The sequence below is a fragment of the Fodinibius halophilus genome, from assembly GCF_011059105.1.
GTDB lineage: Bacteria > Bacteroidota > Rhodothermia > Balneolales > Balneolaceae > Fodinibius > Fodinibius halophilus.
In genome coordinates this window covers 30,598-55,532 of sequence record NZ_JAALLS010000014.1, presented here as the reverse complement: position 1 = coordinate 55,532, position 24,935 = coordinate 30,598, and the positions used below count along the sequence as shown (strand labels likewise).

20 protein-coding genes are annotated in these 24,935 nt (G+C 43.7%); 12 read left to right on the top strand and 8 right to left on the bottom strand.

Annotated elements, in window-relative coordinates:
- Window position 1 precedes the first annotated feature (1 nt).
- Window positions 2-229, bottom strand: coding sequence for a hypothetical protein (locus G3569_RS11460; protein WP_165269247.1), 228 nt, complete (start codon window positions 227-229; stop codon window positions 2-4).
- Window positions 213-479: a hypothetical protein gene (locus G3569_RS11455; protein ID WP_165269245.1), complete on the bottom strand. Its 267-nt coding sequence runs from the start codon at window positions 477-479 to the stop codon at window positions 213-215. Before G3569_RS11455 ends, G3569_RS11460 begins: the two co-directional genes overlap by 17 nt.
- 1,232 nt (window positions 480-1,711) lie before the next feature.
- Between G3569_RS11455 and G3569_RS11450 the strand changes: the two genes are divergently transcribed.
- Window positions 1,712-2,233, top strand: coding sequence for a hypothetical protein (locus G3569_RS11450; RefSeq protein ID WP_165269244.1), 522 nt, complete (start codon window positions 1,712-1,714; stop codon window positions 2,231-2,233).
- A 52-nt stretch (window positions 2,234-2,285) separates the two neighbouring features.
- Here the strand turns inward: G3569_RS11450 and G3569_RS11445 are convergent, their stop codons facing one another.
- Window positions 2,286-3,269, bottom strand: coding sequence for an aldo/keto reductase (locus tag G3569_RS11445; protein WP_165269242.1), 984 nt, complete (start codon window positions 3,267-3,269; stop codon window positions 2,286-2,288).
- A 224-nt stretch (window positions 3,270-3,493) separates the two neighbouring features.
- Here G3569_RS11445 and G3569_RS11440 point away from each other — a divergent pair, with 224 nt between their 5' ends.
- From G3569_RS11440 to G3569_RS11420, 6 genes are all read left to right on the top strand, one after another.
- The gene (locus G3569_RS11440; protein WP_165269241.1) at window positions 3,494-4,330 is read left to right on the top strand and encodes a helix-turn-helix domain-containing protein; all 837 of its coding nucleotides are present in this window, start codon (window positions 3,494-3,496) and stop codon (window positions 4,328-4,330) included.
- Between the two features lie 28 nt (window positions 4,331-4,358).
- Window positions 4,359-4,508, top strand: a complete 150-nt coding sequence (locus G3569_RS18410) for a hypothetical protein (protein WP_205720166.1) — start codon at window positions 4,359-4,361, stop codon at window positions 4,506-4,508.
- Window positions 4,509-4,948: 440 nt separating this feature from the next.
- Window positions 4,949-12,580, top strand: a complete 7,632-nt coding sequence (locus G3569_RS11435) for an FG-GAP-like repeat-containing protein (RefSeq protein ID WP_165269240.1) — start codon at window positions 4,949-4,951, stop codon at window positions 12,578-12,580.
- Entirely contained in the window at window positions 12,580-13,773 is a 1,194-nt protein-coding gene (locus G3569_RS11430; RefSeq protein WP_205720165.1) for a hypothetical protein, read from the top strand. The genes G3569_RS11435 and G3569_RS11430 overlap by 1 nt, the downstream gene beginning before the upstream one ends.
- A 238-nt stretch (window positions 13,774-14,011) precedes the next feature.
- Window positions 14,012-14,848 (top strand): helix-turn-helix domain-containing protein, encoded by an 837-nt coding sequence (locus G3569_RS11425; RefSeq protein WP_165269237.1) that lies wholly within the window; start codon window positions 14,012-14,014, stop codon window positions 14,846-14,848.
- A gap of 543 nt (window positions 14,849-15,391) precedes the next feature.
- Window positions 15,392-16,444 (top strand): histidine kinase dimerization/phosphoacceptor domain -containing protein, encoded by a 1,053-nt coding sequence (locus tag G3569_RS11420; RefSeq protein ID WP_165269235.1) that lies wholly within the window; start codon window positions 15,392-15,394, stop codon window positions 16,442-16,444.
- A 133-nt stretch (window positions 16,445-16,577) separates the two neighbouring features.
- On the opposite strand, the gene G3569_RS11415 is transcribed toward G3569_RS11420, so the two are convergent.
- Entirely contained in the window at window positions 16,578-17,093 is a 516-nt protein-coding gene (locus tag G3569_RS11415; protein WP_165269233.1) for a hypothetical protein, read from the bottom strand.
- 496 nt (window positions 17,094-17,589) lie between these two features.
- On the opposite strand from G3569_RS11415, the gene G3569_RS11410 reads away from it, so the two are divergent.
- The gene (locus G3569_RS11410; RefSeq protein ID WP_165269231.1) at window positions 17,590-17,928 is read left to right on the top strand and encodes a tRNA-binding protein; all 339 of its coding nucleotides are present in this window, start codon (window positions 17,590-17,592) and stop codon (window positions 17,926-17,928) included.
- Between the two features lie 45 nt (window positions 17,929-17,973).
- Window positions 17,974-18,783 carry a M23 family metallopeptidase gene (locus G3569_RS11405; protein WP_165269229.1) on the top strand — a complete coding sequence of 270 codons (810 nt, stop codon included), beginning with the start codon at window positions 17,974-17,976 and terminating at the stop codon, window positions 18,781-18,783.
- A gap of 366 nt (window positions 18,784-19,149) precedes the next feature.
- Here G3569_RS11405 and G3569_RS11400 read toward each other — a convergent pair whose 3' ends face one another.
- The 4 genes from G3569_RS11400 to G3569_RS11385 all read right to left on the bottom strand — a co-directional run bounded on the left by G3569_RS11400 (window position 19,150) and on the right by G3569_RS11385 (window position 22,885).
- Window positions 19,150-19,290, bottom strand: a complete 141-nt coding sequence (locus G3569_RS11400) for a hypothetical protein (protein WP_165269227.1) — start codon at window positions 19,288-19,290, stop codon at window positions 19,150-19,152.
- 176 nt (window positions 19,291-19,466) lie between these two features.
- Window positions 19,467-20,468 (bottom strand): potassium channel beta subunit family protein, encoded by a 1,002-nt coding sequence (locus tag G3569_RS11395; protein ID WP_165269225.1) that lies wholly within the window; start codon window positions 20,466-20,468, stop codon window positions 19,467-19,469.
- A gap of 120 nt (window positions 20,469-20,588) precedes the next feature.
- Window positions 20,589-21,758 carry a ZIP family metal transporter gene (locus G3569_RS11390; RefSeq protein WP_165269223.1) on the bottom strand — a complete coding sequence of 390 codons (1,170 nt, stop codon included), beginning with the start codon at window positions 21,756-21,758 and terminating at the stop codon, window positions 20,589-20,591.
- Entirely contained in the window at window positions 21,755-22,885 is a 1,131-nt protein-coding gene (locus G3569_RS11385; RefSeq protein WP_205720164.1) for a multicopper oxidase domain-containing protein, read from the bottom strand. The genes G3569_RS11390 and G3569_RS11385 overlap by 4 nt, the downstream gene beginning before the upstream one ends.
- Before the next feature lie 284 nt (window positions 22,886-23,169).
- Here G3569_RS11385 and G3569_RS11380 point away from each other — a divergent pair, with 284 nt between their 5' ends.
- The 3 genes from G3569_RS11380 (at window position 23,170) to msrA (ending at window position 24,914) form a co-directional block, all read left to right on the top strand.
- Window positions 23,170-23,646: an OsmC family protein gene (locus G3569_RS11380; protein WP_165269221.1), complete on the top strand. Its 477-nt coding sequence runs from the start codon at window positions 23,170-23,172 to the stop codon at window positions 23,644-23,646.
- A 56-nt stretch (window positions 23,647-23,702) separates the two neighbouring features.
- Window positions 23,703-24,146 carry a DUF1801 domain-containing protein gene (locus G3569_RS11375; protein WP_165269219.1) on the top strand — a complete coding sequence of 148 codons (444 nt, stop codon included), beginning with the start codon at window positions 23,703-23,705 and terminating at the stop codon, window positions 24,144-24,146.
- A gap of 111 nt (window positions 24,147-24,257) precedes the next feature.
- Window positions 24,258-24,914: a peptide-methionine (S)-S-oxide reductase MsrA gene (msrA, locus tag G3569_RS11370; protein WP_165269217.1), complete on the top strand. Its 657-nt coding sequence runs from the start codon at window positions 24,258-24,260 to the stop codon at window positions 24,912-24,914.
- The last annotated feature ends 21 nt before the right edge of the window (window positions 24,915-24,935 follow it).

Genomic DNA, 24,935 nt, shown 5'->3' with positions numbered 1-24,935 from the left:
ATTACTCAACTGAATGATCGGCAGTTGCTTCCTTGATATGTTTGACGCAACAGGTCGGGCTGGATCTGTGCTTCGACGCCCTCAAGCTTTCTGTTATACTGACCCTTATCCTCTCTCCAGATTTCAGCGATTGCTCATATAAAAGTTGCTGCTGGTGCTCATGAATATCTTGCCCCTCTTCGACCAGCAAATGCTCTTCATAAGAAATTTCGTTAGCTGTTGCTACCATTGTCTTCGCTATCACTTTCAAGTTGATTCAAACCATACTCCTCTAAATACCGGTCGATCGCTGTCTCTATCTTTTCTTGGGCATCCTTTACCGATGTGGCCTCCTCGGCAAAATCCACCTTCATGTTCTGTTGACCGGGATGAAAACCATTAGCTATAAGTTTTACATCAACCTTTTCACCTTCCGATGGGTCAAACTGTTCAACCTCATATACGGCGGCTCCGCGATATGTACCTAAAAATTTAGTCATGGGTTAAATGTTTATTTGCTGGTAATATGAAAACTGTTACTCTTCCCGGGCCGTAACAAATTCCTTTGCAGACGAAAGTCCAAGCCCGGAACTGATCTTAATTATCTGTGACAATAACATTTTATTCATCGCTGCTTATCTCCTGTAAAGTATACTGTTAGATGCATAGCTATGCCAATATAATATGCTCGAATATTTCAGAGAAGTCTGGGAAATCGAGATGCTGAAAGAGATGCCCCGCAGATCAGCCTATGCCAAGGCTTTGGTTGGCTGCTATTTTCTGACCCTATCTTGTTCTTCGCCTACGAGATGTGAGACTTTGAGAGTGTGAGTATTGAGTTGGTTCTGACCCCATCTTGTTCTTCCCCTACACATCGGGGAAGAGACTTTTTTATTGAGTATTCAGCTGGAAATTAAACTGAGTGTCTCTAAAAGGATACACGCATTTAAACCCAGCACATATTGTAGATAAGCGTCCCTCTCCCTGCGAACAGTAGGGAGAGGACAGGAGTGGGGCAACATGCCGGCAGTGAAGGTGTAGGATTTTCGACTGTTGGCAGCATAACTCCCGTTATTTTCAACCTCCTCTTAGTCTCCTCCTTCATGAGGAGGAGAAATAAATGTGCCATCTCCATTGGCTACAGCAACAATAAGATATAGCGCCCTGTTTAAATATATTGTGCTATTAGTTTTACATCTCAGCTACAAAATTCCCCTCCTTATCAAGGAGGGGTTAGGGGTGGTTGCCAATCCCCTGGTCTTGCACCGTATCTTGGCCTCTTTTTTCATAAAGAAGAGAATTTTCTGATGATAATTTAAGCGTTATTACTAAAGCACTGGAACCACCTGTTAGCTGATCTCAGTGTTTTTTTCGGATATACCAAAATAATATAAACCACTTGACGAGAGACCTCAGTAAATCTCCCGGAGAACTCCTTCATGTTACACTCGCTAATTGAATTCAGATTACCCATTAATAAATCCCCAAAAAAGATCATTAAAAAATGTATTCACCTGATCCAGGCCTTAACAAAATTTCGGTTTTGCCGATAACCTATAGTGGATATAATGACGGCCATTAAATAAAACACGTGCAAGATGATTATAAAATTTGCAACAGGCATACCATCAAGAAACTCACAACATAGTAATTTTAACCACGGCTCCGGCCTTCCCTCCCCAACTACGATGATATTTTTTGCAACTACAACTGATAACCAATAGAACCGACCATGTCTGCATTCCATAATTATTGGTGTTCCGGATGTGACCTGGAGGGTTCTTCAACCTGCACATGGGGAGATTTCTTTTATCAGATTGGTACTTATCGTTTTTCGATTCCAAGAAGGGCCGGTGTGTGTTATAACTGCGAAAGTATTACAGCAGTGGAAATATTGCCGGATCAGACAGCTCTACATAAAAAGGTAAAACAAATAAAAGGGAAATCGGCTCCAACCGGCTACCTTGCCGAACAGATTGAACTGGCAAGTCTGCTAGAAAAAAGGGAGTCTCAGCCACGATGCCTGGAATGCGGCAGCCATAATTTCCAGGTGATTCCCAAAATCGATGTCGGCCCGGGTAGGCTTACGCTTAATACCCCTAGAAAAACAAATCTCATTCACAAAAAATGTGGGGGCAAAATCTATGTCCGCCAACCCCTGCTTCATATTGACGGACACGACCGTAAAGAACGATTTTATACCAAAGAGGGTATCGAAGTGACGTACCAAACACACCCTATTTTCAAATTTTGAGGAATCACGGCAGGGATCAGTATGCACCTGCGAATGGAGAAGACCTCCTCTGTTACTCCGGCGGCGCCATAAATGCCGGACTCACGGGGTCTTCTACCATTTCCTCAACAATAGTTTCGATCTCTTTTACCTGATCTGCCGTCAACTCCCAGCCGGTGGCTTCGTCAAAAGTAACTTGTTCCGGTCGGCGGGCACCCCAGATGGCCGAATCCACTCCTTTATGTAAAATCCAGCGTACAGCTAAGCCAAGCACACTCCTGTCCAGTTCTTCAGCAGCATACTCTTTCAGTTTTTCGACCGCATCCAAATGATTTTTAAAGACGTCACCCTGAAACTTCGGATCGGTATTTCTACGCAGGTCACCCTTCTGGAACTCCTGATCCTCATCCATCTTACCGCTCAACAGCCCCCGGCACAGCGCGCCGTAAGTCAGTAACGAGATATTATGCTCATTACAATACGGCAGCAGATCATGTTCAATGCCCCGCTCAAACAGATTATAGGGCGGCTGCGCCACATGGATGGGGGCATACTGCTGAAACTCCTCCATCTGCTCCACCGAAAAATTCGAAACGCCTATAGCTTTAATCTTTCCACTGTCCAAGAGCTGCAGCAAGGTGTTGGCCGTCTCCCTGAAATTGGTCTGCAGGTCGGGCCAGTGAATTTGATAGATATCGATATAATCGGTCTGCAACCGCCGCAGCGAATCATTAAACTCTTTGAGGATACGTTCGCGAGAGGAGTTTCGCCGTACGTTTTCATCATCATCCCACTGCAGTCCAAACTTGGTAGCAATCTGAACCTCTTCCCGATTGCCAAATTCCTTTACAGCCCGGCCGACCAACTCCTCGCTTTTACCAAAGCCGTATATGGGAGCCGTATCAATCGTTGACACCCCCATTTCTAATGCTTCAAGCACGGTATCAACAGACTGTTGCTCATCCGTGCCGCCCCATTGCCATCCGCCAATGGCCCAGGTTCCCAGTGTTATCCTGGATATTTCGAAATCGAGATCGCTTACTTTCGTGTATTCCATCGGTAAAACAATAAACTTAGAATTTATCTTTATGATATCTGCTTTGGGTAGTATTTAACAATATTCTGTCACTTTCTCTATCTGCTGACATGCTCTAAATAAATATCTATCAATATTCACTTATAAATACCTATTTGCCAATAACAACCTTTTTTAATTAGTTATGATCAAGAACAAAAGGAGCGTTAGGCAAACATATCATTTACTGCAAATTAAAGGGTAGCATGCATCAGCATAGGGTAGCATCAAAGGAACTTTCTCATATCGTAGAACGCATGTATGAAATTGATATTCCGCATGCCAGCACCTTTGAGGATAACCAGGTAATCCCCATCGGCATGGGAACCATAAGCGTGGTGATGAAGGGGAATCCCCGAATTAAAGGCATTAACGGCATCCGACCCTTTCCCAAATATGCGCTGGGTGGGCAGTACTTCCCCACCTTTTCTTTTGACAGTGATATTCCCTTGCAATATTACGGTATTGCCCTGCGACCTACAGCCACCTATAAGCTCTTTGATACCTATCTGGCTGAGATTCAAAACGATTTTATTCGACTTGATGAAGTTATGGGTGACAAAGCAGACCAACTTCGTGACCGTATGCTTGAACTTGAGGATACCGAAGAGCGCTTTGATCTCTTGGAAAATTTCATACTACAGATGCTGCCGGTATCTCCGAAATACAATCATATTGACGTGATCATTGACCTGATCTACGAAAAGCAGGGTATCCTTAAAGTACAGGAGCTCTGTGAGCATGAGGATATCAGCCGCCGCTACCTCGAAAAGAAGTTCAAAAAACATATTGGCTTTACGCCCGGCCAATTCATTCGCCAGGTTCGCTTCAATTTTACTTGCGCCCAAATTGCTGAGGGCACAGAGCCCGTCAACGATATCCTGGTGAAATTTGGCTATTACGACCGCTCACACTTCATGAAGAAATTTAAAAAGTATCATAGTAACGATCTGAGTGTACTTACCGGTGACGAGGATAATCTGTTTAAGATCGCCTTTTCTCGCATCATGCGCACCGATTCGGAAAACACCTTTCACCCATAAAATTAGTTCAATTCGTTATTAGGGACCTTTGCAAAACCAGGCAGTCATCCTGAATGTAATGAAGGATCTCCCTTTCAACGGCAGCAGATGGATACTGGAGATTCTTCGACAAGCTCAGAATGACGAAATCAAAGGTTTTGCAAAGCCCTCTATTAATTATTCGAGTTTTCCTCAATAAAACCATAGATAATCCCCCCCTACATTGACAGAGGCTTACTCTGCATTACCATCTCTTGCCATACCAAACATTAAAAGCTATTAACATAGCCGGTCCGTTCGCATTTTTACTTCCTGATCAAGAGAGATTGGCTTACATTTTTAGCTCAAAAAAGGGCCATTTACTGATCTGATTCGTAGTGCGAAACAGCCCGTTTATCACAAAATATCACATACATTAAATAATAGTCAGTGGATATTGGAGAATTACAATGCCCAAATTAATGGCATTATGCATTTCGTCGCTGCTGTTCTATAACTTATAGACAGCAAAGCAGTTTAAATGTTAATACCTGTCGAATTACCCGGCAATATCCCATCCCCACTGTCTTGTACCCCGTTTCATTTTAACAAGTATCACTATTCTGCCCCCCCATGCAAATACCTAAGACAAACAGTCTCGTGAAACAGCAGTCCGTTAAGAAACAACGTCTCATTAAATGCCTGGGCATCCTCCTACTGATGCTGCTTGGGCTATCCCATATTAGCCTGGGCCAGCTTACTGTCAGCAGCACCCAGCAATCGTCCGGGGCCCCGGGCACCAAAGTAGATATCATGGGCAGCGGTTTCGATGCAAATGCCTCCGACCATACCATTACTTTTATACCGGTTGGCGGAGGGGCTGGAACAACAGCTAATCCAACCAGGCTCACCGGCAACATCATTACTGCTCACGTACCAGCAGGGCTGGCTGCGGGTCCCTATCATATTCAGTTACAACGGGCCTCCGACGGGATAACCGCCACCACAACGGATCTGTATAACGTGGTGGATCGTGGCGGAGATAATTTCTTCGACATTGGGGCAGGACTTACCGGACTCTTTCGCAGCGCTATGGACTGGGGCGATTACGACGGGGATGGGGACCTCGACCTACTAATGACCGGGCGTAATGGCAGTGGACCCCAAAGCTTTATTTATGAAAATGACGACGGTAGCTTTTCCACTATAGGAGCCGGACTCACCGGGCTCCAGTACAGCTCGGCCAACTGGGGCGATTACGATAATGACGGTGACCTGGATCTCATCATTACTGGCATGGATATTAATGATGTCCCGCGCAGCCTAATCTATGAAAATGACGGAAGCGGTAATTTTTCAAACATCAATGCAGGACTTACAGGACTATTTCGAGGGTCATCAGACTGGGGCGATTTTGACGGCGATGGCGATCTTGACCTCCTCATCACCGGTGCAGATAACAGTTATGCCCCCCAAAGCCTGATCTACGAAAATAATGGGAACGGTAATTTTTCTCCTATCGGTGCAGGAATCACCAAAGTCTTACTCAGCTCAGCAGACTGGGGTGATTACGATGGTGACGGCGACCTCGATCTCCTCATTATCGGTTACCTTAACAGCGGCACTTACCAAAGCCTGATTTATGAAAATGATGGGAATGGCAACTTCTCAGATATTGGCGCCGGCCTCACAGGTCTCAGCACTGGAGCAGCGAACTGGGGTGACTTTGACAATGACAGTGACCTCGACCTGCTCATCACGGGCCTCGATAACAATAATAACGATCAAAGTCTTATCTACGAAAACAATGGCAATGGCACCTTCACTGATATCGGCGCCGGACTTACAGGACTATCTCGAGGTTCATCAAACTGGGGCGATTATGATGGTGATGGTGACCTGGATCTCATCATTACAGGTGGTTTCAATGGCGCCCAAATAATCTACAAAAACAACGGCAATGGTAACTTCTCAGACATGGGCGCTGGAATTACCGGACTATATCGAGGGTCATCAGACTGGGGCGATTTTGACGGCGACGGCGACCTTGACATAGCCGTCAATGGCAATGGTGACAATGGCTTCCAAAGCCTGATTTATGAAAACAACAATGCCCCCTCTGCTGCAAATATTACTATCTCCGGCTCCCTAGATATCGGCCAACAACTTATCGGCAACTATGACTATACTGACCAAGATGGAGATACCGAAAGTGGCAGTACCTACCAATGGTACCGGGCCGACGATACCAGCGGCACTAACGAAACAGCCATTACCGGTGCTAATGGTCAAACCTATACTCTCACCTCTAATGATGCCAGAAAACATATCCGGTTTGAGGTCATCCCCAATGACGGAAACGTGGCCGGCACAGCCGGGAAGAGTACCTTCCAACAGGTTCAACCAAGTGATTTGCAACTTACCGGTACCCAACAGTCTTCCGGGGCCCCGGGCACCGAAGTAGATATCCTGGGAAGCGGTTTTGACCCCAACGCCTCTGACCATACCACTACCTTTGTACCCGCAGGCGGCGGAAGCGGTACCACTGCTCCCCCAACCGGGCTGACGGGCGGTATTCTCACCACCACAGTTCCGTCAGGTCTGGAGGCCGGGCAATACCATATTAAAGTACAACGAGCTTACGATGGCACCAATGCAACCACTACCGATCTCTTCAGCATTGTGGACCGCGGTGGCGACAATTTTATTGAAGTCTCGGCCGGGCTCACCAACGTCTATGAAAGTTCAGCTGATTGGGGCGACTTTGATAATGACGGCGACCTCGACATCGCTATTACCGGCAATAATGGCAGCGGCCCTCAAAGCCTCATATATCGAAATAACGGTGACGGCACCTTCACCGATATCAATGCCGGGCTTACCGGGCTCTCCCGAGGCTCAGCTAAGTGGGGCGACTTTGACGGCGACGACGACCTCGATCTAGTCATCACAGGCGACGATGGCACCAGTCCAAAAAGCCTCATCTACGAAAATAATGGCGATGGCACCTTCTCTGACATCGGGGCCGGCCTTACCGGCCTCTTTGCTAGTTCGGCCGACTGGGGAGATTTTGACGGCGACGGTGACCTCGACCTGGCCATCACCGGTAATAATGGCGTTGGTCCCCAAAGCCTTATTTATGAAAATAACGGCGGCAGCTTTTCCACTATCGGTGCCGGACTCACCGGGCTCCAGCATGGCTCCGCCGACTGGGGAGATTTCGACGGCGACGGCGATCTTGACCTACTCATCACCGGCAGTGATGGCAGTGGTCCCCAAAGCTTTATTTATGAAAATGACGGCGGCAGCTTCTCCAAACTCGGCGCTGGACTCACCGGAATTGGTATTGGCGACGGCGAATGGGGCGACTTTGACGGTGACGGTGATCTCGACCTCATCCTCACTGGTGACAATAGCAGTGGCAGTCTCCAAAGTCTTATTTACGAAAATAATGGAGACGGCACCTTCTCCACCATCAATGCCGGTCTTACCGGAGTATATAACAGCTCTGTTAACTGGGGTGACCTAGACGGTGACGGTGATCTTGACCTACTCATCACCGGTAACGACGGGAACAATTCGCAAAGCCTCATTTACGAAAATGAAAATAGCAACTTTTCTAACATTAGCGCCGGACTTACCGGGGTTATCAATGGCGCGGCCGATCTGGGCGATTTTGACAACGACGGTGACCTCGACCTGATCATTGCCGGCACCGATGGGAGTACTATCCAGAGCCTAATCTACAAAAACAATAATACTCCAACCGTTGCAAATGTTACCTTCTCCGGCTCCATGATTGTTGGCCAAGAACTTACCAGCAGTTACGACTTTAGCGACCGCGACGGAGATACCGAAAGTGGCAGTACCTACCAATGGTACCGGGCCGACGATGCCTCTGGCACTAACCAGATAGCTATTGCCGGAGCCACTGCCCAAACCTATACGCTGGCTCCCGACGATGCCCATAAATACATCCGTTTTGAGATCACCCCTAATGACGGAAACGTGGCCGGCACAGCTGCACAAAATGCTTTCAGCCTCGTCGCTTCTCCTTTTGCCGGTGGCAGCGGCACGCAAGCAAACCCTTACCAGGTAGCTACGGCTGACCAACTTAATGAAGTACGAGACTTCCTTGATAACTATTTTATCCAGACTGCCGATATTGACTTATCCGGCTACACCAACTGGGACCCCATTGGCTGGGATACCGGTTCTGATGGTGCAAACTCAACGGCATTTAGCGGCCAGTATAATGGAAATAGCCACACTATTAGCAACCTGACAATCGAAAAAACATCAACAAATAACACCCAGCATGTAGGGTTATTTGCAAAAATAAGTGGAAGCCTCAAAGAGCTGACTATTCAAAACGCTGATATAACAGGTCAGCATTTCGTCGGCATTTTATCTGGTCAAAGTAGTGGTACTATTCAAACGGTATCTGTAGCAGGAAGTATTGAGGGGCTTTTAAATACCGGCGGGCTGGTTGGGCAACTGCAAAACGGGACAGTAACCCAATCTTATGCCACAGGAACCATCAACGGAGCTAATAACACTGGTGGTTTGGTTGGTAAAAATGGAGGCAGTATTAATCAGTCCTATGTTCTTGGGGATGTAACCGCCACACAACAATATGTCGGAGGACTTATTGGTACTAACACCAGCAATGGCTCGGTAGATAAATCATTTTCAACGGCTAAGATAAGTTACAATACATCCCAGCAAACAGATGTGGGTGGTTTTATTGGCCGTAACCAAGCTTCTGAAAAGGATATCACAAACTCTTTTTGGGATACCGAAACCAGCAGCTATGCTACCAGTGCCGGAGGAACCGGAAAGCCCACTTCCGAGATGAAAGATCAAACAACTTTCACCGCAGCGGGATGGGATTTCAGCTCAACTTGGCAGATCGAAAAGCCATCTAGCGGCACCATCTCGTACCCGTACCTGCAGTCAACGGCCCAGGATCCACCTCCCGGAAAATATGTATTGAGCCAAAATAAAAACCTATCGGCGCTTTCATTCTCTAATGGCACCCCCAATCCGACCTTCGCCTCCAATACTACAAATTATACGGTTTCGGTCCCAGCAAGCGTCACCTCCGTTACCACTTCCCCTACCCTTGCTGACGACAATGCCACCGTTACGGTTAATGGGCTAGTAGTACCCAGCGGTCAGGCTTCTAATCCCATACCGCTAAGTTATGGTTCAAATACGGTCAATGTCATTGTAACGGCCGAAGACGGAAGCACCAAAACATATGAGGTAACGGTTTCAAGAGAAGATAAAAACAATGACGGTGATCTCACTGCGGCACCCGGGGTCACGGAGCCCGTAGCTTTACGCTCTACGGTCAACACTAAAACTGAATCACTGGATATTTTTGATTTCAACCTCGTCGACGGTGGCAGCGATGATGGCCTCCCCTTGGGTATTACTGCAATTGAACTCCACGTCAGTGGAACTGCTGATCCAAACAAAATAACGTTCAGCTTGAACGGACCGGATACTACGAACGTAACCGGGACTTTTGACAGTAATGCCAGCACCCTTACTTTTTCCGGGTTATCTCTTTCTATCTCCGAGGGTGGCAGTGAAGTTTATACCGTCGATGCGCACTACAGTGCTACAACTGGCCTGACGGATGGGCAAACCATTATTCTTTCTGTGGATGGTGACAGCGATCTTACCGTTGACGGAACAGGTACACAGATGGGCAAGACAACCACTATAAATAATGGTATTGGAAGTACTACCGCTGTTGAAGCTACCCAGCTGGTCTTTACTACACAACCTTCAGATTTCGTATCGGGATCGCCACTGGCTACCCCGCCTGCAATCACGGCCCAAGATGTTTTTGGAAATACAGATACCGATTTTTCTCAAGCTGTAGAGCTTACTCTTACTGATGCTAACGGCACCCTCAACAGCATTTCTTCTAATAATGATGAAGATAGTTCGATTAAACAGGCAACGGCTACCCTCATTAAAGGAACAGTAACATTTAGTGGACTAACCTTTGATTATGTGACACCGAATTTCAGTGAAGAAACCATTGCTATCAACGTTTCAGCTCAGGGACTGCCTGGTACAAAAAGCGATCCCATCATTGCGAAATCAGCTATCCCTGATAAGGTACTACTTGCTAATCCCGGTAAGGCCACAGTAAATATCAGTCTTCTGCCAACTCTTCAATGGCAGAAACCATATGGTGCTAAAAGCTATGAGCTTCAATTAGCTACCAACTCTACTTTTTCTGCCGATAAACTAATTATTGACTATTCTGGTATTCAGGACACTACACATCACATCCAAAATAAACTACAAAATGCAACAACCTACTATTGGCGCGTACGTGCCAGTAACAGTACCGGGAACAGTAAATGGTCTGAAACTTTTAAGTTCTCAACAATTCCTGATGTGCCGGCAAAACCCACCCTGCAAGCACCGGAAGATGGGAAGAATAACATAATACTAACACCTCAACTGCAATGGCAAGCCGTTGATAATGCTACCACCTATAAAGTAGAGATCTCCCAAGGAGGAAACTTTAGCGCACCGGTGGCACAAACCGAAACTACAAGTCTTTCATTTACACCAAAAGCCTCTCTCCATCATGCCACCAGCTACAGCTGGCGTGTACAGGCAATTAATGTGGGGGGAAACAGTAACTGGGCCGGACCTTATGAGTTTATGACAAAATCTATTAGTCCAACTCTCGCATTCCCAACGAATAATGAAAATAAGATCAGTATTGCCCCTACCCTTTCCTGGAACTCTGACTACCAGGACGGAAAGTACCGGCTGCAACTTGCCACCGACAGCCAGATGCAAGAGCTGGTTCTCGATTCACTTGTATCTGCAAAAAAACTAAGTGTAGCAGGGTTACAATCAGGATCTACTTATTACTGGAGGGTTCGTACCGAATCACCCTCTACCAGTAACTGGTCTTCTCCTGACCAATTCCAAACCCGGGGAGCTGAGCAACTGCAGTTATCGACAGAAATAACATTTGATACTTCAACAGGAAGCAGAGGCAGTGATGAGAAATGGGATTCATACGACTATCAGCTTATAGGCTTACCGGTCGCCAAGTCTATCCCCGTAGAACAGCTGTTTGACGGTGAATACGGTACCGAGTGGAAAGTGTTTGAAGATGATGGCACCCAAAAAGATTTTCTACACGAACATACCCAGGATAATCCACTTTCTTTCACGACCGGCAAGGGCTATTGGGTGCTCAGTAAAAAACCTCTGAAAATCAATGAGCAACAACCGCCGGTCCCGGTATCAAAAAATGACACCTATGCGATTACTCTTACTCCGGGCTGGAATATCATCAGCACGCCTTTTAACCGATCGGTAAACTGGCAGCAGGTTCAAACATTCAATGGACTAAGCACAAACCTCTACAACTATGAAGGCAGCTACTTAAACAGTAAAAAAATGGATCCCTTCAAAGCATACTATGTGTATAACGACAAAAATACCGACGTTATGCTTTCTGTTCCTTATACCAGCCTGGATAAGCGTGAGCCGCCAACAAAAAAGGAACTGGCTAAAAAAGCGAATCCCCAAAAAGTTAATATCACGATAACCAGCAAAAGGCAACAGACCAATACCTTGCTAAGTATACGATATGTGGATGACTTGCCCCGGCAAAAAGAAGTCACTCGCTACTATCCTCCCTTGCAACTCAGCAAATTTGGTGCAGCCTTCATCAATAAAGACAACAGAAATCGTAACCGGCTACTGCAAACTGTGGGTGATACTTATGAGCAGGAAAAAAATCACTACCAAATAGAAGTGAAATCCAGCCCACAAGACCTGCTCACTTGGAAGGTGCACATGAGTGGTCTGGAACAATCTACCAGTGTACTTATTGTTGATTCTGAAGAAGGACGCACAAAGATTCTAAACCATGATCAGGAATATAATTTCATAACCGGTAACGGAAAAAAAACGTTTGATATCTATACCGGTTCCGAAAATATCTTAAAAGGTATTGCCGAAAGCCTGGCCCCTCAACAAATAACCCTCAACCAGAATTATCCCAACCCATTTAACCCCCAGACCACTATTCGTTTTGGCTTGAATAAAAAAGCTGATGTACAACTTGCTGTCTATGATATACTGGGACGAAAAATACATACGCTTATTGATGAAAACCGATCAGCGGGTTGGTATGAAATTCCTTTTGACGGCAGCAGGCTGGCCAGTGGTACCTACTTCTACCGTATAGTAATAGGCCAGCAAGTTATAACTAAGAAAATGACACTTATTAAATAATGATTTCACGGACCATAAATCTGGATGCTATGCAATCGATGCTCACTATGCACTTACATAAATGCTTTTTTACACTACTACTGATTCTGTTTGCCGGCCAACAGAGTTTTGCCCAGCAGAATAGTGATTTTACTCTTCATGCAGATCCCCAAAACCCTACGGCTCAACTGATAAAAGAGCGCATTATTGAGATACAACACGGCATTAATAACCCTGGCAGCTGGAAAGATTTTACGCTTACCGGCAAGCATCCAGCCACCGGGCTGTTAAACTCACTTGCAGATAAACATAACATTCAAAGTCTTCGAGTTCCCGATAATGTACAGCTCCTAAACCGTAAAGATGGGTCCTATGAAGTGCGGGAATTATTTGTGAAAACAGCCCCTGCCAATGCTTTCTCTCATAAAGAACTCATACTTCATTTTAACTGGAGAGGGCAACTGATCGGTACCAAATTGGGAGACCCTATTCATAATTACCAGCTGGCCCTGGATCGTAACATTTGGACTACTCCGGATCAAAGTCGGATCATTAAAAACTATATTCGCCGCTATCAAACTGCACTGACAAATGGGAATAGCGCAGCAATTGACTCGCTGCTAGCTGCTGATGCCCTTATTATTAAAGGAAATATTGCACGCTACCGTCACGATGAACAACAAGGTCCTTATTTTCAGTACCGCCGTGTTTCCAAGCAACGCTATATTGATATTATCAACCAATCAGCTAAAAAACCGAAAATCCATTTTGAGCAGTTTCGAAGCTATCAACATCCCAAAGTAAAGGATGTTTATGTAATCACTTTTAAACAAAGTTGGGAAACCCCTTCCTATTCCGATAAAGGATATGCTGTGATCGTTCTTGATTTCCGTGGAAAAAATCCAAAAGTAGGAATGAAATCATGGCAATCCTATGCCTATGAGGTTGGAAATCTGGAAAATAACACCCCCTACATAAATAACCTGGCAGCTGCCCCTCTTAGTACTCCCTACCAACCTTCTGATAAACTGAATAATCTACAGCCCTACACTCATAAAGACAATAGCCCCGAGAAAGGCTTCTTTAAAAAGAATCGGAAATTCCTTCTGATTTCAGCGGGTGCTTCAGCTGCTATTTCCCTTGGTACTGTGCTACTAACCGGCGGCGGAGAAAGTGAACTTCCGGACCCTCCGGGGCGTCCAACCATGCAGTAGTTTGAAAACCTTAAGCACAAAATAGTTTACCCCCATACTTATGGATATCCATTCGTCTTGCTAGTTAAAAAACTCAACTTACTGCCTGTCTGAACTCATTCCAGAAAATTAGCGTTCCATTAAATGCATTTTTTTGTCGTAACAACTCTTTAGCAGTTACTCTTAAATCTATTATTGCAAATAGAGTTCTTTTTTAATTATTTAAGGGAGATAAAATATTTAGGCGAAATAGGGTAATATGCACAAGCACAGAATACCACCGAAAGACCTTTCTCACCTTGTAAAGCGTATTTATGAAGTCAACATCCCCGGCCCCAGTACCTTTGAAGAAAATCGTATTATCCCAATGGGTACGGGTACCATTAGCATTTCATTGAAAGGAGATTCGCGGGTTAAAAGTATCGATGGCATTCATCACGCTCCCAATTATACCTTGAGCGGGCAATACTTTCCCACCTTTTCTTTTGCAAGTGACGGTCCATTATTATTCTATGGCATAGCCCTTAAACCTACAGCCAGCTATAAACTGTTTGATATCTACCTGGCTGACATTCAAAATGATTTTATAAAATTAGATGAGGTTATTGGGGAGGAGGCTGACCAACTGAGAAATCAGCTACTTCAAGTGGATGAAACCGAAAAACGATTTGACCTGCTAGAAGATTTTCTGATACAAAAACTACCGGTATCACCTAAATATACCCACCTTGATGTAATCGTTGATTTGATCTACCAAAAGCAGGGGATCTTGAAAGTAAAAGACCTTTGCGAACATGAGGATATAAGCCGGAGATATCTTGAAAAAAAATTCAGTAACCATCTTGGTTTTACTCCGGGACAGTTCATTCGTCAGGTACGTTTCAATTTCACCTGTGCCCAGATTGCCGAAGGGACAGAATCTGTCAAAGATATACTGATGAAGTTTGGATATTATGACCGCTCGCACTTCATGAAGCAGTTTAAGAAATATTACGGCAGTAACCTTAGTGTTCTTACCGGGGATAAAAATAACCTATTTAAACTTATCTTCTCTCGAATCATGCGCACCGATTCAGAAAACAGTTTTCATCCCTAAAAGATTAACTTCTATTGGTATTCAGATGTTTTCCGATAAAGATATGGAGAGCCTTATAAAGCCCCTATACGAATAAACATCTCCCCCCTAGATTTACACAACTTTAATCTGCAGAAAAATATCACCTTCTTACTTATTGGGAGTTGTTGATATAGCCAGTCCGTTCGCATTCTTACTTCTAGGTCGATAAATTATTCTTTTTATTAAGAAACAAGAAAACAGAATATGCTGTTTTCCGAGAATACTGAATCTGTTAAAAGATTCAGCTCTAAGATCTCTTGGGCGTTATCATTTAACTAACCCAAGTTTTATATCTCCTAAAAATACCATGAGTGAGAATAACAACCACCGCTGTGGAAACGGTCTACCCTCCGGTTTTACATGTGGTTATTTATACAACAACAGTTAGTCGCTTCTTGATATTACTATCCTGTCCTTTGTGTTGTGTGTGTACAGTTAACTGCCTGTCCTAATTAACTTTTGATGTAATATGCCGATAACCTAACATTGAAGATATTTTACTGTTAATAATGTACTTGTGCTATGTCTAGCCACGATGAGCTAAAACCTTTTTTAGCAAAATTAAAAACTGTTTTTGATCGAAGTCCCGAAGGGATGGTCATTACAGATATGACAAAAGACAAACAACCAGTTATATACTGTAATAATGCATTTATTGAAATTACCGGCTTCAGTCGAGAAGAAACCATCGGTTATAATTGTCGATTTTTACAAGGCGTCGAAAAAGATCAAGCAGGTCTTCAATTAGTGCGATCAGCTATTAAAACGGATCAAAGTTGTAGAGTAGTATTACGTAATTATCGGAAAGACGGAGAACTGTTTTATAACCGGTTGAGCCTTTTCCCTATTCAAGACAGTACCGGTACTACCATTTATTATATGGGAGTACAAGATGATATTACCTCACTCATCCTCAAAAAAGAGGAAATCCAACGACTTCGTAGTAACCAGGAAGTACTGGAAACAGAAGTGCACCACCGGGTAAAAAATAATTTAGCTGTAATATCAAGCCTCCTCGACCTTGATGTAGATTCATCCTCAGAGACAAAAACGTTGCAAAAGACCCGCATGCGTATCCAGTCTATGAAGATGATCCATGAGAATCTTTATCAAAAAGAAGGGTTTTCTCGTGTTGAATTTGGTTCTGTACTTTTTGAGTTAACTGATGCTTTCCGAAATTATCGAAAACCATCGCAAGCTAATCTAAATTTTATAATAGATTCTGAACCTGTTCCGCTTAATGTAAATCAGGCTATTCCGCTTTCCATAATTTTAAGCGAGCTGGTTCACAACATCTATAATCATGCTTACCCTGAAAGTGAGAGTGGAGAGGTTCAGATCAAATTTTATAAAATTTCTGATCAGAAAGTGGCACTGAGGGTAACCGACCATGGTGAAGGCTTAAAGGATGAAGACCAACCAAGAGACACCAATAATATGGGATACTTGATTATCGATACTCTTGTTCAACAGCTGGAAGCAGAACTTAGTGTCGAAACCGAACAAGGTTTATCTGCAGAGATCATTTTCAAAAAGAGTGACTCCAGTGGTTCAGGACAGTCTCAAGCTATATAACTATCAGTCCCCGATATTTACCGGAAGGGCCTATCTTAATAGCTTAGTCTCTTTTTACGCCTCAGCAGGCTCTACAACTGTTATATACAAACTATACTTTTATTTGTATGTGCAAACATTTTATATATTTTTACTAATTTTCTTGATAGATCCTCTCTTTCAGCATGTTGACCACCGCCTCATTTTTTCTACTGACCCGGAGCGCATCCACCAGCACCAACAAGTCATATAACTTTTCGTCATCGGCACACGCTTTTGGTACTGTAGGATAAAGCGGAGGAATGGATACTCCTTTGGTAGTGTGCCCCTTTGCAGGCCATATATACGGATCATCGACTACAAACTCCCTTTCTAATAGCGGAGCTGAATAAGCCGTGGGCATGCCTCTCTGCAAACGACCGGGAACCGCAGGAAACACATGCTTTATTCCATAAACCAAAAATACCAATAACTGCTCTTTACGTACCGTAACCTTGTCTCTTTCGATAAGATTACCAATAACGGAACGATTTAGCGATTCACTCACTTCCGAATTGCTAATATACAGCTGATTGGCCAGGTCCTTTTTGTACCAACTTTGTTTTCCCAAGGCAACAATTTTGAGCAGTATTACAATATCTTGGGGACGCATTCCTTTGTGTTCTTTCATAAGGTATAAGCATACATAAATATTAGCCTATATACAAGGTTTGCGAATCGCGAATTATAAATATTATACTCTCTAGTCCCTATACCCCTTTACGAAAAATCTGGCGAAAAGAATTCTTGTTGCAAACTGCGTTCAAGCAGTCACTGTTGGATTAGAAATCCTCTTAACATAGGCTTTCTGCACCACTCCTATCCTGACTACTGTCCGTGCCGGGATAAAATGAGCATCTCCTTTTAACGTATCTCAGCTAAACTTCAAACTCTACACTTTTTAACAAAGTCTCTTCCCATACTTGCAGGGAAAGAATAAAATAGGGTCAACAAAAAACAACTAACTTAACCGTGGGCCAAGGACCTCTAAAAAAACCGTAGCGCCATACCTGAACTTTTGACCGGTTCATAGATTTGGTTACTTTTTCATACAACAAAACTTAAGCACCTCGTTATTTCATTAGTCACCAAAAATTGGCTAACCTACAATTATTATCTGGTTTACTATGGATACAATCGATTGGGCGCATTTTGAATCCGTTGAACTTCGAATTGGTACTATTATTGAAGCAAATGAATTCCCTGAAGCTCACAACCCGGCATATAAACTAAAAATTGATTTTGGTGACTCGATCGGAACTAAAAAAAGCAGTGCCCAGATAACAGATCTCTACGATATCGAACAGTTGGTCGGCAAACAGGTTATTGCCGTGGTTAACCTTCCGCCCAAACAGATCGGTCCATTTATCTCTGAATGCCTTGTTACCGGCCTTTACCGCAATGAAGAGGAAGTAGTACTGGCCGTACCCGACAAACAAACACCAAACGGAGCCAAGCTCAGTTGAGATCCCTTAGTGGCATCTGTACTTATCATTTATTAAGCTAACTACATGGTATATCAAACAGATGGAAATAACATTCTCCAAACTCTTATTTTGGCATCCTGCCTATTACTGCTATCTGTATATAACGTCAATAGTCAACACCTGTTAGCTTATCCAAACCTTAAGAATGATTCCCTTTTCTTGGAAGTAGAAAACAGATTTCCCTGCACTATCAATCTCAATGTTACTTCAACTCAACTGGATACCAGTTTCAAAAAAACTATTGCCAAAAATAAAAAACGCTTGGTATTCCAAATGGCAAATCCACCTGGTAACCTTATCAGAGAGATAAAAGATGTATTTCAGTTTGACTATATTTTTGGGGATCCCAATGCCGTACATGATGACGACTACGAATACAATCTTCCTTATCCCAAGGGCAAAGCCTACCGGTTAACTCAGGGGAATAAAAGCACCTTTACCCATAATACCCCCCAGGCAAAGTACGCCTTTGACTTTGCCGTTCCGGAAGGGGACTTTATATCTGCCGCCCGTGGCGGGGTTGTAACTCATGTGGTAGAGAAATACAAAGAGGGTGGACAAGAACGTAGTATGATGGAACAAGGAAACCAGATCATTATTTGTCAGAACGACGGGACGATTGCTCATTATGCACACCTTCAATACCAAGGGGCATTTGTAGAGGTCGGAGAATCTGTTTTTGTTGGAGAAGTTATTGGACGAAGTGGAAATACCGGGTACAGTACCGCTCCTCACCTTCACTTTTCGGTGCTTATTTCCGGTAGATCAATTCCTATCCGATTTCGTAACCAATACACCATTCTCTATGAAGGTGAACTTTATAGGCATGAGTAAAACGCTGATAATTGTATATGCAATCTTATGATTTACCTGTTTAAACGTTGCAGGCGCACTATTTATTATTTGCGTATCGCAAATCACTCAATATCTGTTTTATTGTTGCCATTTTCTGGCTCGAAAACAGAGCACCAAGATTTATGGGCAACTAATTTTTTAACCGCAGCTAACCTTATACCTATATATTTGCTTGTGCATTCATATTTATTATTAAAGGAAGTGAATATTTCGTCAGGAAAATGTTTTCGGTTATTTTAATTGATTGTACAACATCGAATGGGATATTTTTCATATTGAGAAATAACTATCCGTTCTGTGTCCATAATAGAAACTAACTTAATTTCGAATTTTCGACAGGGATTGCTATCCCAATTCATTGGGATAGGGCTTTGCAAAACCTTTGATTTCGTCATTCTGAGCTTGTCGAAGAATCTCCAGTATCCATCTGCTGCCGTTGAAAGGGAGATCCTTCATTACATTCAGGATGATTGCCTGGTTTTGCAAAGGTCCCTGGGATACAGTTAATTTATTTCAAATAACAGCCATTAGTCCAAATAGAGCACAGAGAACAGTAAATACCCCTTTATAAACAAGTTTTGCTTATTAAATAACAAAAAGGCTTATATATTGGTGCTAAGCGCCTAACCATGGGTAACAATACCTAACCATGACTATATTTGTTAATTAGTACGAAAATCCGAGGTTTTTTCGGGCTTATTGTCTAATACCGTTTCAATTGCATCCATAAGATCAGGAGTCAACAAATCGATCACCTCAACTGCCTTCATATTTTGCTCTACCTGTTCCGGCTTTGAAGCCCCGGTGATAACGGTACTTACATCTGTATTTTTTGCACACCACGCTAGTGCCAATTGCGATAATGGTATTCCCAGTTCATCAGCGATCTTAGCTAATTTCTGTACCTTTTTTAATTTCTGTCGACCATCTTCGGTTTCAAGCAGCCGCTCTCTCAGCCAATTATATTCTTCCATAGCTAATCGACTTCCCTCGGGGATACCATCATTATACTTACCCGTCAGCAGTCCACTTGCCAAGGGACTCCAAATCGTTGTTCCCAATCTGATTTCATCATAAAGGGGAGCAAACTCTTGTTCTACCTTTTCACGGTGAAACATATTATACTGGGGCTGTTCCATTAATGGTGGTCGCAGATGATCGCGCCGTGCAATATCATAGGCCTTCCGAATTTCACCTGCCGACCATTCACTGGTCCCCCAATAAAGAGCCTTGCCTTCTGTAATCATTTGATTCATGGCCCAAACTGTTTCCTCTATTGGCGTATGTTTATCCGGGCGGTGGCAAAAAATGAGATCCACGTAATCGGTTTGAAGTCTTTGGAGTGCCGCCTCGGTACCTTCCTTGATATGCTTAAAGGATAACCCTTGGTCGTTGGGTCCCTCGCCACCCCAAAATATTTTTGTAGAAAGTACCAGGTCAGATCGTTTCCATCCTGCTCGCTTGATAATATTCCCCATGATAATCTCTGATTGACCATCGGCATAGGCTTCAGCATTATCAAAAAAGTTAACGCCTGCATCATAAGCTATTTTCATCGACTCGTATGCGGCATCCTCACCTACCTGTTCTCCAAACGTAACCCATGATCCAAATGAGAGTACCGATACCTTAAGGCCTGAACGTCCTAAAAAACGATATTTCATACACCAGTATTTTAAGAATTGTCTATGACAGAACTATCAATAACAGGCTAATGTATATAGCTCCACTTTATATCCCAAATATCAATAATGAGTAGCAACAGGTTCGGCAATCCTTCTTTATTAAACTGCTACCAATAGTGCTGTTCCATACATTAGCGCTATACCCAGTGTAAAACCGGCAAGGTTAGGAACCGTGAAGCGTTGCCCTACCTCTGTATTTCGCATAATATAACTGCTAATTTCAACAATGACTTGCAATATTGCTCCTGCACCTACTGCAAATAATACCGCTCCCCACTGTGGACTATATGAAAAGGCCCCAATGAGAGTACCCGCAGCAGCAGGGAGTCCGGCCAGAAGGGTAAGTCCAACAAAAGTCAACAGCTTTGTCTTACGCTGCAGCAACGGTGTTGCGATGCCAATCCCTTCTGTGAGGTTATGTAGCGTAAATCCTACAACTAAAAATGAACCCAAAGCTGCTTCTCCTGATGCCAATGCCGCTCCAACGGCCAATCCCTCTCCAAGGTTGTGCAATCCAATGCCAATGGAAAGGTATGTTGCCAGGGATAGCCCTTCAGGGGCTTTTCCTTTACTGCGACCCACGGCATAAATTAACAGGAAGGATAGTCCGGTCACTAACCAAACTATTAAGCTACTTTCAAAAACCGTTGCGGCTTCTTCTGCCAGTTCTAATCCTTCTTGCAACGTATCTATAAAAAGATAGAGCAGTAATCCCAGGGTAAGAGTGAGCAGAAACTGTAATACCATATCACCTTTCGTTTTCAGATAGGGATAGAACATCAATCCCAGCGCTACCGGTACTACACCAATAAAAATGCCCAACAAAATATATCCCCAGATACGCTCCATTGTTAATTCGGGAGTGGGGGTAGCAACCTCGATGGTATGAGAAAAGGTAGCCCCTACATCTGTCAAAAGGGTTATTTCGTGCAATTCATCCTTTACCCATGGATAAGGTATTGTTACCCACGATGAAGAAAGACGCGGAATGGGACTTTCGGGCTTCATCGAAAATTTCCAGTACGCCTCATCAACCATCACCTGGGCCAGCGAAACCGGCTCCGAACCGTTTGCACGGACTTTTAGGTGGATACCGTCATCATCCAGCTTCGTTTGTTCTACCGTTAACTGCTGTACAGGCGGGGCATTAATCCCCAAATTTTGCAACGGGTTTTCAACTAAAAACAGGACCACAGCCCCAAATAATAACGCCAGCGGAATTACAGCCCAAATCCATTTCGGCAATCGTTCTATCCAATCGGTACTCATACTGCTGCTTTATTTTCATTAATAACTTCGAAAAGGCTCATCCATCCTAATTCAGCAAATTCAGCCTGATGCGCATGGAACATATATCGGCCGGGTTCAAAATCTTCGAATGAAAATTCTAAAATTCCTCGTTGTGCCTGGCATAACATTACAGTGTCCACTGTTTCTTTGGTGGCATAAAGCGTAGTGCCATGATCATAGTAATCAAAGAAGTTCGCATGAAGGTGAAACGAATTTATTGGATCAAACTCGGTGGCATTTACCAGGTATACGCGTGTGGGTTTGTCATGCTTTATGGGAATAGGCTTCTGCTGGTATGCAAATGCAACCGTATTGGCTGCATATATTTCATTATCGTCATCAAAATTCGTATCAAAGCCATTCATCACCATAAAAAATTCCTGCCACTCTTCATTTTCGGCAGAGCCTAAAAGACGTGACCGGGCTTCCTCTTCATACTCCGGATGCTTTTGGGGATCCGGATCTACAATGAATCCTCCATATAACCCCTTGTGCATGTGGCGTTTCAGCGGCATAGAATGGCAGTGGTAAAGATGACAGCCAAATGGCTCGGCATCAAACTCATAGGTAAAAGATTCGCCGGGATTGATGATTCCCGGGCCATTTCCGGGCACCCCGTCCATTGAAGCCGAATGTATACCGTGAAAATGAATGGTATGTGGATGCGAACCTGAGTTAATAAACTCCACGCGCACCCGATCCCCTTCCGTACATCGCATTGTGGGGCCCGGCACACGACCATTATAGGTCCAGGCAGGAAAATGAATGCCCGGTGCAACCTCAATCTCTTTATCTACTGCAACCATTTGGAACTCCCGCAAGGTCTGTCCGTTCGGCAGCGTTGAGACTTTCCCGGTATCCCAGTCGGTAAGCATTTCATGAGGATCAAACCCATTTTTTTCATGATCAACTTGCCCAACGGCCGTCATTCCATTGTGGTCGACACCCGGATGGGCCGGCCCCTTATTAGTTGGTTCATCGGAATATTGCTCCCCGGAGGTTTGGTTATCTCCACTGCCAAAAAACATTGAACCAAGAAGTGCACTAGCCCCCGATATAAGGCCGGATTTAAGAAACAGTTTTCTAGGAATCTTATCATCAAACATAGTGTGACCATTAGGCTTTATCCTTATTAGATTATTTAATGTATTAAAAATATATTCTTAGTTAAAGCTAAACTTTTATTTATTTAGACTGACACTGTTTTGTTGTGCAGCTTTTTGTGGCGATATAATAGATGAATATGAGTTTCAGATCTTATACTTTCTTCTTTCACAAGGTTGATCGTTATATGTAGGCAACCCAATAAAACCAATAAATAGCCTGCAATCAGCCATAGATGTTCGAACAACATCCCCTTACTTTTAACGCCCACAAATGAGAAAACACCATGCATAGATACCAGGCAACCATTCAATGGCAGCGAAACGGAGACGCTTTTACCGACAACAAATATTCACGCAAACACCAATGGGCCTTTGACGGCGGTGTTACTATAGCAGCTTCAGCTTCTCCACAGGTTGTTCCAGAACCCTTTTCAGATCCTGCGGTAGTTGATCCGGAAGAAGCCTTTATTGCCTCCCTCTCGAGTTGTCACATGTTATGGTTTCTTTCAATTGCAGCTCAGGAAGGGTATATTGTCGACGGTTATTCTGACCATGCCGAAGGTAAGATGCAAAAGAATAAGAAGGGGAAATTGGCCGTTACAGAGGTTATATTGCAACCAGTGGTTACCTTTAAACAGAATCAGCACCCAAACCGTACCGCACACAACAACTTGCATCATCGGGCACATAGGCGATGTTTTATTGCGAACTCGGTGTTAACAGATATCACTGTTGATGCAACTATTGGCGGAACTTCTTAGTTAATGCAATTTCGTTAGCAGGAATTATTCAATAATTTAAACTATCAATTTTTATTATGGCAAAGAGTAAGACCCAAACCGTTGAAGGTTATATTCAGGAACTTCCCGAATACCGAAGGGAAACAATCGAAGAAATTCGAGAGCTGATCCTTGATAATCTTCCTGATGGATATGAAGAGACCATTAGCTGGGGGATGATCAACTATGAAATCCCGCTGGAAAAATACCCTGACACCTATAATAACCAACCGCTAACTTATGTAGGGTTGGCTGCTCAAAAAAACCACAATGCCCTTTACCTGATGTCGGCATACCAAGATGAAGAGATCCAGGAATGGTTAGAAGAAAAGTTTGAGGAATCGAACAAGGAAATGGACATGGGGCGATCCTGTCTCCGTTTTCAGACAATTAATGATCTCCCACTGGAAGCTATTGCCGAACTTATTGCCAAGCAGACTCCTGATGAATTTATAGAGGCATACGAGGAAACCCGAAAGTAGTAATAACTGTTAGGCATAATACATCTACTGTAAGTGGTGCGGCATACTCGCCGCGTGCCCATTTACAAAGAAGGATCAACTATCACTAAATCCAGGATCCAGGTTATTACTATGAATATTATTCGACTATTACTCACAATAAGTGCAATTGGGATATTAGCATCTTCTACTGCAATAGCTCAACAAACTAATAATATATCCATGGAAGAGAATGTTGAAAAGCTGCAACAAACAACTCTCGGGGCCGGGTGTTTCTGGTGTGTAGAAGCAATATTTGAAGAAGTGAAAGGCGTGGAATCTGTTGTTGCCGGTTATGCCGGGGGAGAAATTGAAGATCCCAGTTATAGACAGGTAGCATCCGGTGCAACCGGCCATGCCGAAGTAACACGCATCACCTACGATCCGTCTGTGGTATCTTTTAAGCAACTGCTCGAGGTATTTTGGCATACCCACAACCCAACGACCAAAAACCGGCAAGGTGCTGACGTTGGCCCTCAGTATCGATCGGTAATTTTTTATCATAATGAAGAGCAAAAAGATATCGCTCAGCAATCGCTCAAGAAAACAGATAGCTCTGATCTTTGGAAAGACTCTATTGTTACTCAGGTTCAACCGTTAACAAATTATTCAAAAGCGGAAAACTACCATCAAAACTATTACGAGAACAATCCCAATGCAGGCTATTGTACGGTCGTAATTGCGCCGAAACTGAAGAAATTCCGCAAAGAGTTCTCTCACATGCTAAAGGAGAAGAAAGAAGAATCGTAACACAGATTGATATCCGGGGAT

Bases quoted from the DNA above. Each gene is read 5' to 3' on its own strand.
- G3569_RS11460 (WP_165269247.1), bottom strand. From the start codon at position 229: ATGGTAGCAACAGCTAACGAAATTTCTTATGAAGAGCATTTGCTGGTC.
- G3569_RS11455 (WP_165269245.1), bottom strand. From the start codon at position 479: ATGACTAAATTTTTAGGTACATATCGCGGAGCCGCCGTATATGAGGTT.
- G3569_RS11450 (WP_165269244.1), top strand. From the start codon at position 1,712: ATGTCTGCATTCCATAATTATTGGTGTTCCGGATGTGACCTGGAGGGT.
- G3569_RS11445 (WP_165269242.1), bottom strand. From the start codon at position 3,269: ATGGAATACACGAAAGTAAGCGATCTCGATTTCGAAATATCCAGGATA.
- G3569_RS11440 (WP_165269241.1), top strand. From the start codon at position 3,494: ATGCATCAGCATAGGGTAGCATCAAAGGAACTTTCTCATATCGTAGAA.
- G3569_RS11430 (WP_205720165.1), top strand. From the start codon at position 12,580: ATGATTTCACGGACCATAAATCTGGATGCTATGCAATCGATGCTCACT.
- G3569_RS11425 (WP_165269237.1), top strand. From the start codon at position 14,012: ATGCACAAGCACAGAATACCACCGAAAGACCTTTCTCACCTTGTAAAG.
- G3569_RS11420 (WP_165269235.1), top strand. From the start codon at position 15,392: ATGTCTAGCCACGATGAGCTAAAACCTTTTTTAGCAAAATTAAAAACT.
- G3569_RS11415 (WP_165269233.1), bottom strand. From the start codon at position 17,093: ATGAAAGAACACAAAGGAATGCGTCCCCAAGATATTGTAATACTGCTC.
- G3569_RS11410 (WP_165269231.1), top strand. From the start codon at position 17,590: ATGGATACAATCGATTGGGCGCATTTTGAATCCGTTGAACTTCGAATT.
- G3569_RS11405 (WP_165269229.1), top strand. From the start codon at position 17,974: ATGGTATATCAAACAGATGGAAATAACATTCTCCAAACTCTTATTTTG.
- G3569_RS11395 (WP_165269225.1), bottom strand. From the start codon at position 20,468: ATGAAATATCGTTTTTTAGGACGTTCAGGCCTTAAGGTATCGGTACTC.
- G3569_RS11390 (WP_165269223.1), bottom strand. From the start codon at position 21,758: ATGAGTACCGATTGGATAGAACGATTGCCGAAATGGATTTGGGCTGTA.
- G3569_RS11385 (WP_205720164.1), bottom strand. From the start codon at position 22,885: ATGTTTGATGATAAGATTCCTAGAAAACTGTTTCTTAAATCCGGCCTT.
- G3569_RS11380 (WP_165269221.1), top strand. From the start codon at position 23,170: ATGCATAGATACCAGGCAACCATTCAATGGCAGCGAAACGGAGACGCT.
- G3569_RS11375 (WP_165269219.1), top strand. From the start codon at position 23,703: ATGGCAAAGAGTAAGACCCAAACCGTTGAAGGTTATATTCAGGAACTT.
- msrA (WP_165269217.1), top strand. From the start codon at position 24,258: ATGAATATTATTCGACTATTACTCACAATAAGTGCAATTGGGATATTA.